The organism is Zunongwangia sp. L-65, assembly GCF_056859415.1.
The window spans coordinates 49,730-64,663 of the sequence record NZ_JBSXOK010000035.1; the positions used below are offsets into that span (position 1 = coordinate 49,730).

Genomic DNA, 14,934 nt, shown 5'->3' on the forward strand with positions numbered 1-14,934 from the left:
TGTTCCATCGTGATTAAAAATCGACAATTGTATCATTTTTTTTATTTTGTTTAACCAATTAATCTCTAGATTAAACATTTTAACTTTTCTATATATAAATTACAGGTTCTATTTCTTTAGATTTGTTAAGTATCATAGGTTATATGGAATTAATTAAGCAAAACTTTAGCATTAAAGATCTCGAAAATCTTAGCGGTATTAAGGCTCACACGATAAGAATGTGGGAAAAGCGCTATAATATTTTAACACCGGAACGTACCGACACCAATATTAGAATGTACGATAGTTCCAGTCTGCAAAAAATATTGAACATCGCTTTTCTTAACGAGAATGGATATAAGATTTCACGGATTTCAAAACTAAGCGAAGAAGAAATTACCGCAATGGTTCATCGTATCACTTCCAGTATTAGTGACGAAAACAGGGCGATCAATCAGTTTAAGATGGCCATGATGAATTTTGACGAAAGTCTTTTCGATAAAACCTATAAAGCTTTACTCGAAAAAAAGACGTTTAAAACCATCTTTAACAATATCTTTCTTCCGCTTTTAAATGAGGTGGGAATGCTTTGGCAAACTGATACCATAAAACCTATTCACGAGCATTATATCGTAGATTTAATAAAGCAAAAACTTTATATAAATATTGTAGACATAAAAAGCAGTAAAAAACCCATTAAAGATGATCTGTTTATTCTTTTTCTGCCAGAAAACGAAATTCATGATATCGGGATCTTATATATACAATACCTGCTGTTGCATTCCGGATATCAAACCATCTTTCTGGGGCCAAGTTTACCCCTTTCCAACATGAAATTTTTATTAGAACGTTATCCTAATGTACGTTTTTTAAGTTACTGCACCATTGCACCTGTGAATATGCAGGATTTTATTAATGAATTTCAGGAAATTATTTGTGATGGCCGCCAGTATGAACTCAATTTATTTGGTCATAAAGCAAATATGCTCAAAGATTCCCCATTACCCGAAAATATTAAAATATACCGCGATTTGAATAATTTTATAAAGACCATCTAAAAATGAAGCAAAAAATAAGTATTATCGGCTCTGGGTTTGCTTCACTCGCGGCCTCGTGTTACCTGGCCAAAGAAGGTTATGATATCACGATCTATGAAAAAAACAGCGAGGTTGGCGGTAGAGCAAGACAGTTAAAAAAAGAGGGATTCACTTTTGATATTGGCCCTACCTGGTACTGGATGCCTGATGTTTTTGAACGCTTTTTTGCTGATTTTGATAAAAAACCGGAGGATTATTACCAGTTAATCAAACTCAATCCTGCCTATAGGGTATATTTTGAAAAAGGTCATTATATAAGTATTGAAGATAGTCTTGAAAAAATTTATGCTGCTTTCGAAAAAGAAGAGCCTGGTAGTTCTAAAGCTTTAAAGAAGTTTATTAAAGAAGCCCGGGAAAATTATGACATTGCTATAAAAGATGTGGTATACCGCCCCGGCGTTTCGCCACTGGAACTGGTTACCCCCCAAACCGCAGCTAGGATCGGGCAGTTTTTTAGTACCATCTCCAAAAAAGTTAGGAAAGAATTTAATAATCAAAATCTCATCAAGATTCTTGAATTTCCGGTCTTGTTTTTAGGCGCTAAACCTACAAACACCCCTTCTTTTTACAGTTTTATGAATTATGCCGACTTTGGGTTGGGTACATGGCATCCAAAAGGAGGAATGTACGAAGTAATTCGCGGCATTCAATCTCTAGCCGAAAGTTTAGGCGTAAAGATTAAAACCAATAGCACTGTTTCTAATATTAAAGTTGAAAATAATACTGCTAAGGGTTTATATGTAAATGATGAATTTATAGCCAGCGATATCGTGCTGAGTGGTGCTGATTATCATCACAGCGAACAATTACTTCCTGAAGAGCACCGCCAATATTCTGAAAAATACTGGGAGAGCCGTACATTTGCTCCTTCTTCCCTACTTTTTTATGTGGGGTTTGATAAAAAATTAAAAGACACGGTACATCATAGTTTGTTTTTTGATACCGATTTTGATGTACATGCACAAAATATATACGATAATCCTAAATGGCCGGAAAATCCGCTTTTCTATGCGAGCTTTCCTTCGGTAACCGATGATAATGTAGCACCGGAAGGAAAGGAAGCCGGAATTTTTTTAATTCCACTAGCCCCGGATATTGAAGATACGGCGGAATTAAGAGCTAAATATTTCGAGAAAATTATCACTAGATTTGAAACCCTCACCAATCAAAGTGTTAAGAATAATGTTATATTTAAAGAGTCTTTTTGTGTAAACGATTTTAAAGAAGCTTATAATTCGTATAAAGGAAACGCCTATGGGCTCGCGAATACCCTGCTGCAAACAGCTTTTCTAAGACCAAAGCTTAAAAGTAAAAAAGTAAACAATCTGTTTTTTGCAGGACAACTAACGGTACCGGGGCCGGGAGTTCCACCATCATTGATCTCTGGAAAATTAACCGCCGGGCTAATCACAAAAAATAAAAATTAATGCTATGAAATCTATTTTTGACGTTGTCTCGAGAACGTGCAGTAAAGAAGTTACCAATGCTTACAGTACTTCTTTTTCTTCTGCTACAAAAATGTTAGCTCCCAGCATAAGACAGGACATTTACAACATTTATGGTTTCGTACGCTTTGCAGATGAAATTGTAGACAGCTTTCACGATTATGACAAAGAGAAATTATTCAATGATTTTGAAACCGACTTATACAAAGCTTTAGCTGATAAAATTAGTCTAAACCCTATTCTTAATGCTTTCCAGGAAACCGTCCATAAATACAATATCGATAAAGAATTGTATGTCGCTTTTATGAAAAGTATGCGACTGGACCTTCATAAATCCGATTACCTAAGCATCGAAGAATATAAAGAATATATTTACGGAAGCGCAGATGTTGTTGGCCTTATGTGCCTAAAAGTATTTGTAAAGGGAGATCAGAAAAAGTACGACCAACTTAAAGAGTCGGCCATGAGCCTTGGATCGGCATTTCAAAAAGTGAATTTCTTAAGAGATCTAAAAGCCGATTTTGAGGATCTTAACCGAAGTTATTTTCCTAACACCAATCTTGATCAATTAGATGAAGAAAGTAAAAAAAGAATCATTGCTGAAATTGAAGAAGATTTTAGAAAAGGTTTAAACGGAATAATCCACTTGCCTGTTGAAGCCAAATTTGGCGTTTATACCGCCTATATTTATTACAAAAAATTACTTTACAAATTAAAACAAACCCCATCTTTAGAAATTAAGAAAAAGCGAATTAGGGTATCAGATTATCAAAAAGCAGGATTACTTGCAAAATCTTATATCTCATGCCGACTAAATCTTATATAATTTGTAAATTTAGACTATGATTACACTACTTTGGATCGTCATATTTTTAGCCACTTTTATTGGCATGGAAGGCATGGCCTGGTTTACCCACAAATATATTATGCATGGCTTTTTATGGAGTTTGCATAAGGACCATCATCAAAAAGATCACAGCAGCTGGTGGGAGCGCAACGATCTTTTTTTTGTATTCTACGCTGCCGTAAGTATTGGCTGCTTCCTTTTATGGCGTTATGAAAATGTTTGGTTTACCCTGCCCATTGGTCTGGGAATCTTAGCTTATGGTATCGCTTATTTTAGTGTTCACGATATTTTTATTCATCAACGCTTTAAAATCTTTAGAAACGCCAACAGTACGTACGCGAAAGGAATTAGAAGAGCACATAAAATGCATCATAAACATATTGGCAAAGAAGACGGCGAAAACTTCGGGATGCTGTTTGTTCCTTTTAAATACTTCAAAAAATCTAAGTAAACCTAAGCTATGCTAGGCCCTGTATATTTTTATGCGATTGTTGGGGGTGGTCTGGCGGGACTTCAACTGGCCTTACGCTTAAAAGAGGATGTTTTCTTTAAAGGAAAGAAAATCGCCATTATAGATCCCTCATTTAAAATTACTAGAGACAAAACATGGTGTTTTTGGGAAAAAGGACATGGCCGATGGGATGCTTTGATTACTACACAATGGCAAAAAGGAAAATTCATTTCTAATATTGCTGATGAACATTTGGATCTGACGCCATATTCCTATAAAATGCTAGCTTCAGAACGCTTTTTTGAATACGCTCTCGCTGAAATTACTACTTCGGAAGACTTTATTTTAATTGAAGATGAAATTTCAGAAATCGATCCAGTAACCATGAAAGCGATAGGAAAAAACAACACCTACAACGCCACTCATTTTTTCGATAGCCGTATTCCTTCAAAGTATTACGAAACTCAGGATTACACCAGAATCTATCAACATTTTAAAGGTTATCATATAAAATCTGAATTCCCAGTTTTTACGCCTAATCAATTTACGATGATGGATTTTAGATTGAGCTATAAAAACAGTACAAGTTTCACTTATATCTTACCTTTTTCTGAAAATGAAGCGCTGATAGAATACACCTTTTTCACTCCGTATCTTACAGAAGAAACCATTTATGACGAGCAGTTGAAAAAATATATTTCAGAATACCTAAAATTAGATACCTACGAAATTTTAAATAAAGAACAGGGAATTATCCCCATGACCGATTTTCCTTTTGAAAAAGATAATAGCGCTAAAATCACTAAAATCGGTACTGGTGGCGGATGGGTTAAAGCTTCTACAGGTTACTCATTTAAGCATACCGAAAAAAAGATTTCAAAAATCATCAAAAATATCAAATCTGGTCACAAACCATCAAAAGATCTTTTCCTAAGAAAATATAAATTTTACGATGCTATTTTTTTAGATGTCCTTGCCCGCAGAAATGACAAAGGAGAACAAATTTTCAGCAAATTTTACCAGAAAAATTCGGTTGAAGAAATATTCGCATATTTAGATGAAGAAACCCCTTTCAATGAAGATCTAAATATTATGTTTAGTCTTTTTGACCCTGAGTTTATCATTTCTTTTTTTAGAAAATTTCGTCTTTAATCCTCCAATAGCTCCTCTAGCGTATTCCTGAAACCTTTGCTATTCCAATCTGCGGCACCTTCTTTTTTAATCACTATCCTACCATATTTATCGATAAGATAAGAGGTTGGCAGTTTATACCCCTCTAAAGGATCTGGATAATTCGTTTTCATGCGATAGACGGGCATATCATAGCCTTTGGCATTCATAAAGCCCTGGCTGGTTTCTAAATCCTCTCCGCTAATAAAAAGAAAAACTACCCTATCCTTATAATCCTGATAGACTTCTTCCAGACTAGGCATTTCAGCAATACAAGGAGGACACCAGGTAGCCCAATAATTGATTAGAATAACCTTTCCTTTAAATTGGCTAAAGTCAACTTCATTCTTAAATCGGTCTTCCAAAATCCAATTGTAGGATTCGATTTGTGGGCGCTCTTCCACATCGGTCACACTTGGATTTGAAGCTATAAGCTTATTAAAAACTATAGCAATTGGGGTTCTGGTTTGTGGCAAAATCATGGCTATAATAATCACAATCAAAATGATATTTAGCCATTCATTTTTAAAAAGCTTTTTCATAACCCGTAATTTTTAGCAAAAATAACTTAAATAAGAGGATTTTAAGGAATCTCATTGCATTATAAAACGATCTGTTTAAGTAATCTTTAATACTTAGAAGGCCAAAACTCCAAATTCTTTCCAGTTTCAGTTTTCATATTTGGATATATAAAAATTGAAAATGATGAAGAAGAAAAGCATGATTTTAGCCGCCAGTTTATTAGCAATTATTACAAGCCTGGTGGTAAGTTTTAGAAAAAAGAATCCAGAGCCAGATATCTTTAGATATCAGATCACCAGCACATGGGACTTACCCGACCAATTAAAAAACACCTCTGGAATCGGCATGATAAATCAGCAAAAGATTGCCTGTATTACAAGGGATAAAGGCAGTATTTATATTTATAATCTGAAAACCCAAAATATTGAAAAGCAAATCAACTTTGGGAATAGTCAAAATTACACCGATATAGAAATTGTAGGCACTACCGCTTTTATCCTTAAAAAAGAAGGTATGCTTATTAAGCTTGAACATTACAAAAAAGATCCCTTAATCACCGAATATCAAATATTCAATGACGCCTCCAGAAATGCCAGTGGCTTAAGTTATGACGCGTCTAGTAACCGATTATTAATCGCTGTGAAGGATGATAAATTTGAGCATAAAGGAACAAAAGGAATTTATGGATACAGCCTCGCAACGAATAGGATCAATTTTAACCCTGATTACGAAATTGAACTTAATAGCAGTTTATTTGCTGAAAGAAAAAACCTGAAGGCAGCGCAGCGGTTTTTACCGAATGCAATAAGCAAAAATTCTAAAGAAACAGTTCATATCCTGGACACCAGACATCATGAACTGCTAAAAGTAAATATCTTAAATAAGAGCGCAGAATTATATAAACTTCGCGAAGAAGATTTCCCTGTTCCAGCAACAATAAGCCATTTAAAAAACAACAATATACTGGTTTTCAATAATTCTAAAAAACCACGGCTATTAGAGATAAAGCTAAAGTAAAAAACGACTTAAAAGCAAAAAGCCCTCGTTTTCACGAGGGCTTTTTAGTCTTAAATTTTAAACTTACTTAAGCAGCACCATTTTGCTTTTTGATTAAGTTTAATGCAGAACCATGCTTATACCACTCAATTTGTGGCTCGTTGTATGTATGTTCTGCTTTGATTGTATCTTTAGATCCATCAGCATGTACGACCTCTATAGTGATTTTCTTGTCTGGAGCAAACTCCTCAAGATCTACAAAGTTGAACGTATCATCTTCCTGAATTAAATCATAATCATTTTCGTTTACGAAAGTAAGCGCTAACATTCCCTGCTTCTTAAGATTAGTTTCATGGATACGGGCAAAAGATTTTACCAATACCACTTTAACACCTAAGTGACGAGGCTCCATAGCAGCATGCTCACGAGAAGAACCTTCCCCGTAGTTGTGATCTCCCACTACTACTGTTGGCACCCCTTCCTTTTTATATTCTCGTTGTACAGCAGGTACACCATCATATTCTCCTGTAAGCTGATTTTTTACAAAATTGGTTTTCTTATTATAAGCATTCACAGCTCCAATAAGGCAGTTATTAGAAATATTATCTAAGTGACCACGGTAACGTAACCAGGGACCAGCCATAGAAATATGATCGGTAGTACATTTACCCCAGGCTTTGATTAACAATTTTGCCCCTGTTAGGTTTTTACCATCCCAAGGCTCAAAGGGAGTAAGTAACTGCAAACGTTCGCTATCTTCAGCTACTTTTACTTCTACACTACTACCATCTTCTTTAGGTGCAATGTATCCAGCATCCTCTACGGCAAAACCTTTTGTTGGAAGTTCTATTCCTTGTGGCTCATCCAGCATCACTTCTTCTCCATCTTCGTTCATTAATTTATCACGAGTTGGATCGAAATCTAAACGACCGGAAATTGCAATTGCAGCAACCATCTCAGGAGAACCTACAAAAGCATGCGTATTTGGGTTACCATCGGCACGCTTAGAGAAGTTACGGTTAAAAGAATGAACAATAGTATTTTTCTCTTCACCTTTACGGTCGCTACGATCCCACTGTCCTATACAAGGCCCGCAGGCATTTGTAAATACAGTAGCATCTAAGTCTTCAAAGATCTTTAAAAGTCCGTCACGCTCTGCCGTATATCTAATTTGTTCAGACCCCGGGTTAATACCAAAATCTGACTTTGATTTAATTTTTTTGTCAACCGCTTGTTTTGCAATTGAAGCTGCCCGGGTCAAATCCTCGTAAGAAGAGTTGGTACAAGAACCAATTAATCCCCAGTCAACATTAATAGGCCAATCATTTTCTTTAGCTTTTTCTCCCATTTCAGAAATCGGAGTCGCTAGATCTGGCGTAAATGGACCGTTTAAGTGAGGCTTTAATTCTGAAAGATCGATCTCAATTAATTCGTCGAAATACTTATCAGGATTTGCGTATACCTCATCATCACCAGTTAAATGCTCTTTTACAGCATTAGCAGCTTCAGCAACATCTTCACGATTTGTTGCTTTCAGATAACGTTCCATAGATTCGTCGTAACCAAAAGTAGAAGTGGTTGCACCAACCTCAGCTCCCATGTTACAAATTGTACCTTTACCGGTACAAGACATAGAACGAGCACCTTCGCCAAAGTATTCAATAATTGCTCCGGTACCACCTTTTACAGTTAAGATACCTGCAACTTTAAGAATTACATCTTTAGGAGCGGTCCAACCAGAAAGTTTACCAGTTAATTTTACACCGATAAGCTTTGGAAATTTAAGCTCCCATGGCATACCTGCCATAACATCTACAGCATCAGCTCCACCAACACCAATAGCCACCATACCTAAACCACCTGCATTAACAGTGTGGGAATCGGTACCAATCATCATTCCACCCGGGAATGCATAATTTTCTAATACTACCTGGTGAATAATCCCAGCTCCCGGCTTCCAAAAACCAATTCCGTATTTATTAGAAACAGATTCTAAGAAATCGAAAACCTCACTACTAGATTTATTGGCACTTTGTAGATCTATTGCAGCTCCCATTTTCGCCTGAATAAGGTGGTCACAATGTACTGTTGTTGGAACAGCTACTTTCTTTTTACCAGCCTGCATAAATTGCAATAAAGCCATTTGCGCGGTTGCATCCTGACAGGCTATTCTATCTGGAGAAAATTCTACATAATCTTTTGCTCTTTCGTAAGCGGTAGTTGCTTCACCATCCCACAAGTGAGAGTAAAGAATTTTTTCTGCAAGAGTTAAAGGTCTACCAACAACGTCACGTGCTTTTGTAACACGATCTGCCATCTGGTCGTACACCTTTTTGATCATATCAATATCGTATGCCATCGTTTTAAGAGTTTTTGTTCTAAAAAAGTCCAGCAAAAATAAGAAAATTAAGCGGATTTCGAAAATGAAAAGACCTTCTAAAAGGTTTGCGTAAAAGGGATTACAAGGAAATCAACAAACAAGAAATATTCAATAAAACACAATACTAATCATCTCAAAAAGCAGACTTCTCAAAATTAACCCTATATTTATAAGAATTCCATAGATAAAATCCATTCATCTTAATGATTGTTTTTATTTATAGCCATTCTTAATTATTGATAGTCCGAAAAATGACTATGTTTTCTCAACAAATTTATAGTATCAGTAGAATTGATGGCCAGTAGCACGGCAGTCCCCCAGATCATTCCGAAGATATAAACCGGAAGGAATTTTGTATCCCTGTACGCCTTAAATAGAGTATTAAAAAAGCTCTTTGATTAAATTTTCAACTGTAAGGCCTTCGGCTTCGGCTTTATAATTTTTGATAATTCGGTGACGTAATATACCTACAGCAACCGCCTGAACATTTTCTTTATCTGGAGAAAACTTTCCGTTTACGGCAGCATGAGTTTTTGCCGCAAGAATAAGGTTCTGTGAAGCTCTTGGCCCCGCCCCCCAATCTAAATAATTTTTCACAAAGTCTGGAGCAGCTGCTGAATTTGGACGGGTTTTACCAACCAGTTTTACAGCATATTCGATAACATTATCTGCCACAGGCATTTTCCTGATCACTTGCTGAATTTGGCTAATCCCGCCTGCAGTGAACAATGAATTAATCTCATATTGTTTATCTGTGGTGGTATTTTTCACCACATTTACCTCTTCCTCAAAGCTTGGATATTCCAGGTTAATCGCAAACATAAAACGGTCTAACTGTGCCTCTGGTAAAGGATAGGTTCCCTCTTGCTCTATAGGATTTTGTGTGGCCAGTACAAAATAGGGTGAATCTAATTGATATCGATGTCCTGCTACCGTTACAGATCGCTCCTGCATGGCTTCTAAAAGCGCAGCCTGTGTTTTTGGCGGGGTACGATTGATCTCGTCTGCCAGTAAGATATTAGTAAAAACTGGACCTTTTATAAACTGAAATTCGCGTTTCTCATTAAGAATCTCTGATCCCAGTATATCACTCGGCATCAAATCCGGTGTAAACTGAATCCGTTTAAAATCCAGACCTAAAGCTTTGGAAATGGTATTTACCATTAAAGTCTTCGCCAAACCGGGAACCCCAATTAATAAAGAATGCCCCCCGGAAAATACGGAGAGCAGTATCTGATCGATTACCTTTTCCTGTCCTACAATTACTTTACTTATTTCTTTTTTTAAGCTTTTATGCTTTTCTACAAAATTCTCTAGTAAGCTAATCTCAGACATTTAGTAATTACTTTTATTTTTTTAACCAGTTGCTAGTATACTCACAATCCCGGTATTTTCCACTAACTTTAACGTAAGTATCCTGAATTTTCTCTTTTTGCCATTCCTGTATCGCTTTAATTCTTTTATCCTGAAGGGCAAGATCCTTAATCTTCATGTAGTCTGTACCGTAATCTGCGATATGTTGCGGAATTCTTTTATCGATTTTAACAATTTTAAATATAGGTCGCCCCATCTCATCCTGCTCGGTAAGTCGATAAGAAATTTCCCCGTCTTTTAATTCTGAAATCTGGCTATAAAGTCTGGGAGGTAAATTCTTTTGATCGAAACCAGTATCCCCGGTAGTTGGGTTTCTCATCTTCCCACCATCTGCTTTTGTTTCTTCTCTGTCTGAAACTTCTCTGGCTGCCTGAGCAAATTCGATTTCACCATTAACAATTTTTTCCCGTACCTGGTCGATTTCTTTTTTAGCTTTTTCTACCGCAGCATTATTCACATCTGGAATTAACAGGATATGGCGTACATCGATTTCCTGCCCTCTAACCTTAACCAGTTGTATGATATGATATCCGTACGTAGTCTCGAAAGGTTCACTTATTTCCCCTTCACGTAAAGAGAAGGCTACGTCTTTAAATTCTTTTACAAAAGCATCTTTTCTACCTAAGCTTAAAATATTACCACCTGTTTGCGTATCATCTGAATAAAGAATGGCCTTAGTCGCGAATTTTGAACCGTTCTCCAGGACATCTTCCCTAAACTGATTTAAACGGTCTATTGTTTTTTGCTTTTCTTCTTCGGGTACTTCAGGCTTCACCACGATTTCCGAGATTTCTACTTCGTCCCCAAAAACAGGTAGGGAGTCTTTAGGAATCTCATTAAAGTAAGCTCTTACCTCTTCTGGGGTCACCTCGATATTCTCTATAATTTTTTGTCGCATCTTTTGTGCAAGCTGACTTTGTTTGTTTAAGTCGAACAATTCGTTTCTAAATTCTGCTTCAGAATCCCTTTTATAAAACTCCAATACATCCTCTATACTTCCCAACTGTCTTACCATGCCTGCAATTTGCTGATCAATGTAATTGTTAATTTGAGCATCGGGTACGATAATACTATCCTGAATAGCCTGGTGCGCATATAGTTTATTTTCCATTAAAGATCCAGCCAACTGGCAGTCGGTCACATTTGCCGTACTGTTTCCCTGAGACTGAATATCTTTTCTGGTTAAATCGATATCACTATCCAAAATAATATAATCCCCAATTACTGCGGCAATACCATCTACTTTTCGGCGTGCACCTTCTTTGGCAGTAAGGTTTTCGTTTTGCGCCAGTTCGTCCTCTAAAGGGATCGAAGTGCTATCTGTAACAATAATCTCCTGTGCTCCTGCATGTAATCCAAGCAGTATAGCACCCAGCATCAAACTTCTTTTAATTGTAAATCTCAAATTGATTGTTTTTAATTGCATCTTTTGTAATATCCTTTTCTAACTGCTTTACCAACTCTAATTTTTGCTTATTAAGCAAAATCTGTTCCACCGTTGGTTTTGCATACTCCAATGGCGCCTGGTCATTTTTCTTAAGCGCATCGTTTACATAAATTAAATAAGTTTCTAACGAATCTTTTAATTCTATGTATTTATCTTTTTGTAACAGTTTCGCTCTGTCTCCTACACTTAACGGTGTTACTTTCTCGTAAACCGTAGTTGTTTTGATCCAAACGGAATCGTTAAAAGAATAATTTTTAAATTGCAACGCATTTTCCTGCAATTTTACTTTATCCTTGTCATTAAAACGAATAAACCAATCTTTAATTTTATCAAAATTGGTATTGTTTGCTTCTAAATTTATATATCGAAGTTTTACCAGATCCTGGCCCAGCTTAAAGTTCTCTTTATGCTCTTCGTAATAATTTGAAATTAGCGTATCTGCAAAAACAGAGTCCATTTCTTTTGAAACTATAGCCTCGGTATAAGCATTGGTATATAATTCGTTTTTATAATTTTCCACCAATTCATTAAACTCTTTTTGTCTGGCTTCCGGAAGGTTCAGTTTTGCACGGTCGATCAATAATTGCTGCGTTGCCCACCTATTGATATAACTATTTACAATAATGGCACTATCCTCTGCCGATATACCTTCACCTACAAGACTCTTAATGTCTTCCTCGTATAGGTAAGAATTATTTACCCGCACTATTACTTTTCGATTATCCTGAGATTTAAAAAGATCACAAGAAATAACCAAAATCGCTACCAAGACTATTAAAATTGCCTTAAAAACTTTTTTCAAACCGGTTTAACAATTCTTTCAACTTCAGTACAAACGCTATTTTCTGAAATTTCTTATTAAGTGAAGCAAAAATAAGAATTCCAAAAGGTTCTGCAAGCTATAACCTTACTGATTATCAAGCACTGTTTGTATTTCATCTAAAAAGAGCTAAAATTCCATTTTATAAAATCAAAAAGTATCATTTTCTTAAAAAATTCTATGTTTAATTAATGCTCCCTGTTATATTTGCGCAAAACAAGAGATAAAAAATGAAAAAAATTAGCGTATTAATTACATTTTTATTTTTCGCAATTGTGGGAAACGCACAAAGTAAGATAGGAACAATAGATGCGGAATACATTATTACGAAAATGCCTGAAATTAGTAATGTAAATGACGGAGTAAAGGCTTATAATGAATCTTTGCAGACAGATGTAGAGCAGGCCATAAAAGCCTACGAAGGCCTCATTAAAAACTACCAGGACAGTACAGCCATTTTTACTGAAGACATAAAAAAGCAACGGGAAAACCAGATTCTTGGATTGGAGAACGAAATTAAACAATTTCGCCAGCGTTCCCAGGTGATGATTCAAATGAAGCGAAACGAGCTAACTCAGCCATTATACCAAAAGATTGATGCGGCCATGCAGGAAGTTATAAAGGAAGAAGGATACACCCAGATTTTTCATACAGGTGGTGGCGCTTTGGCCTATTCTAAACCAGGAAGTGATATTACCGAAAAAGTAATGGAAAAATTAGGAATTTCGATTGAGGAGGTGAATACGACCCAACCTTCGGCCGATAGCAACAAATCTGGTTCTAATTAAAATCAATAAGGCAACTTATCAATAAAAAAATCCAGCAATCGCTGGATTTTTTTATTGATATATTTTCTAATTATCGGCTATAATTTGGAGACTCTTTAGTAATCGTTACATCGTGAGGATGACTTTCATGAATCCCGGAAGATGTAATTTTCACAAATTTTGCATGCTCTTTTAAAGCCGAGATATCTTTAGCTCCACAATAGCCCATACCCGCTCTTAAACCACCAACAAACTGGTGAATACTTTCTTCTAACTCTCCTTTATAAGGTACCCGGCCCACAATTCCTTCAGGAACAAGTTTCTTGATATCATCTTCTACATCCTGAAAATAGCGATCTTTAGAACCTTTCTTCATCGCCTCTACAGATCCCATTCCGCGGTAAGATTTAAACTTTCTTCCTTCGTAAATGATAGTTTCTCCCGGAGATTCTTTGGTTCCTGCTAAAAGAGAACCTAACATCACACAATCGGCTCCTGCTGCAAGTGCTTTTGGTATATCACCTGTATATCGTATACCACCATCAGCAATAACAGGTACTCCACTTCCTTTTATAGCTGCGGCTACTTCCAGCACTGCTGAAAATTGAGGAAAACCTACACCGGCTACCACTCTTGTGGTACAAATAGATCCCGGCCCAATACCTACTTTTACCGCATCGGCTCCTGCTTCTACTAAATATTTAGCAGCTTCCCCTGTCGCTATATTACCTACGACCACTTCAAGATCAGGGAATTTTGCTTTTACTTCTTTTAAAACAAAAACTACTCCTTTGGTATGGCCATGAGCCGTATCGATAATAATAGCGTCTACCCCGGCATTATACAATGCTTCAGCTCTTTGTACCGCATCTGCAGTAACTCCAATAGCAGCAGCAACTCTTAACCTTCCGTAGCTATCTTTATTCGCATTTGGTTTTTGGGTTAGTTTAGTTATATCCCTAAAAGTGATTAAACCAACAAGCTTATCTTCTTTATTTACCACCGGAAGTTTTTCAATTTTATTTTCCTGAAGTATATCTTCTGCCTGCTCTAAAGAAGTTCCCTCTGCCACAGTTACCAGATTTTCTGAAGTCATTACCTCGGCAATAGGACGCTGGTTATTTTTCTCGAACCTTAGATCTCGATTGGTTACAATTCCTATCAACTTACCTTCTTCATCTACAATGGGAATTCCACCAATGCTATGCTCTTTCATTAGATCCTTAGCATCCTTTACAGTAGACGAAATTGGCAGGGTAACCGGATCGATAATCATTCCGCTTTCCGCACGTTTTACTTTACGTACTTTTAAAGCCTGCTGCTCCATAGTCATATTCTTATGAAGAACACCTATACCTCCCTCTCTAGCCATGGCGATTGCCATTCGGGATTCTGTTACGGTATCCATCGCTGCTGAAACAATAGGAACGTTAATCGTAATGTTTTTGGTAAATTTTGTCTGGATATTTACTTCGCGTGGTAAAACCTCAGAGAAGGCAGGGACTAAAAGAACATCATCATAAGTAAGCCCTTCTCCCAGAATTTTGGATTCGTGTGCAATCATGGCAATTAAGAATTTAATTGCATGCAAATATACACAGTTTTCAATAGAATACGTTAGGTTTACGGGAATAAATGC

General features: G+C 36.4%; 13 protein-coding genes. 7 read left to right on the plus strand and 6 right to left on the minus strand.

What is annotated here, in order from left to right:
• Positions 1-143: 143 nt before the first annotated feature.
• From AC13DP_RS02835 to AC13DP_RS02855, 5 genes are read left to right on the plus strand one after another with little or no spacing between them, the layout of a single operon-like run.
• Positions 144-1,037, plus strand: a complete 894-nt coding sequence (locus tag AC13DP_RS02835) for a MerR family transcriptional regulator (RefSeq protein WP_347407118.1) — start codon at positions 144-146, stop codon at positions 1,035-1,037.
• A gap of 2 nt (positions 1,038-1,039) precedes the next feature.
• Positions 1,040-2,503: a phytoene desaturase family protein gene (locus AC13DP_RS02840; protein WP_228251532.1), complete on the plus strand. Its 1,464-nt coding sequence runs from the start codon at positions 1,040-1,042 to the stop codon at positions 2,501-2,503.
• 4 nt (positions 2,504-2,507) lie between these two features.
• On the plus strand, positions 2,508-3,347 hold the full coding sequence (locus AC13DP_RS02845) for a phytoene/squalene synthase family protein (RefSeq protein ID WP_013070377.1): 840 nt from the start codon (positions 2,508-2,510) through the stop codon (positions 3,345-3,347).
• Positions 3,348-3,363: 16 nt separating this feature from the next.
• A complete protein-coding gene (locus tag AC13DP_RS02850) occupies positions 3,364-3,819 on the plus strand; it encodes a sterol desaturase family protein (protein ID WP_483067285.1) in 456 nt (151 codons plus the stop codon).
• 9 nt (positions 3,820-3,828) lie between these two features.
• Complete coding sequence (locus AC13DP_RS02855; protein WP_347407115.1) at positions 3,829-4,971, plus strand: lycopene cyclase family protein; 1,143 nt, start codon at positions 3,829-3,831, stop codon at positions 4,969-4,971.
• Here AC13DP_RS02855 and AC13DP_RS02860 read toward each other — a convergent pair.
• Entirely contained in the window at positions 4,968-5,531 is a 564-nt protein-coding gene (locus tag AC13DP_RS02860) for a TlpA family protein disulfide reductase (RefSeq protein ID WP_347407114.1), read from the minus strand. The genes AC13DP_RS02855 and AC13DP_RS02860 overlap by 4 nt on opposite strands.
• A gap of 160 nt (positions 5,532-5,691) precedes the next feature.
• Here AC13DP_RS02860 and AC13DP_RS02865 point away from each other — a divergent pair, with 160 nt between their 5' ends.
• Positions 5,692-6,528 carry a hypothetical protein gene (locus AC13DP_RS02865; protein ID WP_228251528.1) on the plus strand — a complete coding sequence of 279 codons (837 nt, stop codon included), beginning with the start codon at positions 5,692-5,694 and terminating at the stop codon, positions 6,526-6,528.
• A gap of 67 nt (positions 6,529-6,595) precedes the next feature.
• On the opposite strand, the gene AC13DP_RS02870 is transcribed toward AC13DP_RS02865, so the two are convergent.
• The 4 genes from AC13DP_RS02870 to AC13DP_RS02885 all read right to left on the minus strand — a co-directional run bounded on the left by AC13DP_RS02870 (position 6,596) and on the right by AC13DP_RS02885 (position 12,510).
• A complete protein-coding gene (locus AC13DP_RS02870) occupies positions 6,596-8,866 on the minus strand; it encodes an aconitate hydratase (protein ID WP_041578668.1) in 2,271 nt (756 codons plus the stop codon).
• Between the two features lie 402 nt (positions 8,867-9,268).
• Positions 9,269-10,222 carry an AAA family ATPase gene (locus AC13DP_RS02875; protein ID WP_228251527.1) on the minus strand — a complete coding sequence of 318 codons (954 nt, stop codon included), beginning with the start codon at positions 10,220-10,222 and terminating at the stop codon, positions 9,269-9,271.
• A gap of 13 nt (positions 10,223-10,235) precedes the next feature.
• The gene (locus AC13DP_RS02880; RefSeq protein WP_013070370.1) at positions 10,236-11,639 is read right to left on the minus strand and encodes a peptidylprolyl isomerase; all 1,404 of its coding nucleotides are present in this window, start codon (positions 11,637-11,639) and stop codon (positions 10,236-10,238) included.
• Positions 11,640-11,649: 10 nt separating this feature from the next.
• Entirely contained in the window at positions 11,650-12,510 is an 861-nt protein-coding gene (locus tag AC13DP_RS02885) for a peptidyl-prolyl cis-trans isomerase (protein ID WP_347407112.1), read from the minus strand.
• Between the two features lie 248 nt (positions 12,511-12,758).
• Between AC13DP_RS02885 and AC13DP_RS02890 the strand changes: the two genes are divergently transcribed.
• A complete protein-coding gene (locus AC13DP_RS02890) occupies positions 12,759-13,316 on the plus strand; it encodes an OmpH/Skp family outer membrane protein (RefSeq protein WP_347407111.1) in 558 nt (185 codons plus the stop codon).
• A 70-nt stretch (positions 13,317-13,386) separates the two neighbouring features.
• On the opposite strand, the gene guaB is transcribed toward AC13DP_RS02890, so the two are convergent.
• Positions 13,387-14,859: an IMP dehydrogenase gene (gene guaB / locus AC13DP_RS02895; RefSeq protein ID WP_272958895.1), complete on the minus strand. Its 1,473-nt coding sequence runs from the start codon at positions 14,857-14,859 to the stop codon at positions 13,387-13,389.
• Between the last annotated feature and the right edge of the window lie 75 nt (positions 14,860-14,934).

Bases quoted from the DNA above. Each gene is read 5' to 3' on its own strand.
- AC13DP_RS02860 (WP_347407114.1), bottom strand. From the start codon at position 5,531: ATGAAAAAGCTTTTTAAAAATGAATGGCTAAATATCATTTTGATTGTG.
- AC13DP_RS02890 (WP_347407111.1), top strand. From the start codon at position 12,759: ATGAAAAAAATTAGCGTATTAATTACATTTTTATTTTTCGCAATTGTG.
- AC13DP_RS02855 (WP_347407115.1), top strand. From the start codon at position 3,829: ATGCTAGGCCCTGTATATTTTTATGCGATTGTTGGGGGTGGTCTGGCG.
- guaB (WP_272958895.1), bottom strand. From the start codon at position 14,859: ATGATTGCACACGAATCCAAAATTCTGGGAGAAGGGCTTACTTATGAT.
- AC13DP_RS02880 (WP_013070370.1), bottom strand. From the start codon at position 11,639: ATGCTGGGTGCTATACTGCTTGGATTACATGCAGGAGCACAGGAGATT.
- AC13DP_RS02850 (WP_483067285.1), top strand. From the start codon at position 3,364: ATGATTACACTACTTTGGATCGTCATATTTTTAGCCACTTTTATTGGC.
- AC13DP_RS02870 (WP_041578668.1), bottom strand. From the start codon at position 8,866: ATGGCATACGATATTGATATGATCAAAAAGGTGTACGACCAGATGGCA.
- AC13DP_RS02835 (WP_347407118.1), top strand. From the start codon at position 144: ATGGAATTAATTAAGCAAAACTTTAGCATTAAAGATCTCGAAAATCTT.
- AC13DP_RS02865 (WP_228251528.1), top strand. From the start codon at position 5,692: ATGATGAAGAAGAAAAGCATGATTTTAGCCGCCAGTTTATTAGCAATT.
- AC13DP_RS02875 (WP_228251527.1), bottom strand. From the start codon at position 10,222: ATGTCTGAGATTAGCTTACTAGAGAATTTTGTAGAAAAGCATAAAAGC.
- AC13DP_RS02845 (WP_013070377.1), top strand. From the start codon at position 2,508: ATGAAATCTATTTTTGACGTTGTCTCGAGAACGTGCAGTAAAGAAGTT.
- AC13DP_RS02840 (WP_228251532.1), top strand. From the start codon at position 1,040: ATGAAGCAAAAAATAAGTATTATCGGCTCTGGGTTTGCTTCACTCGCG.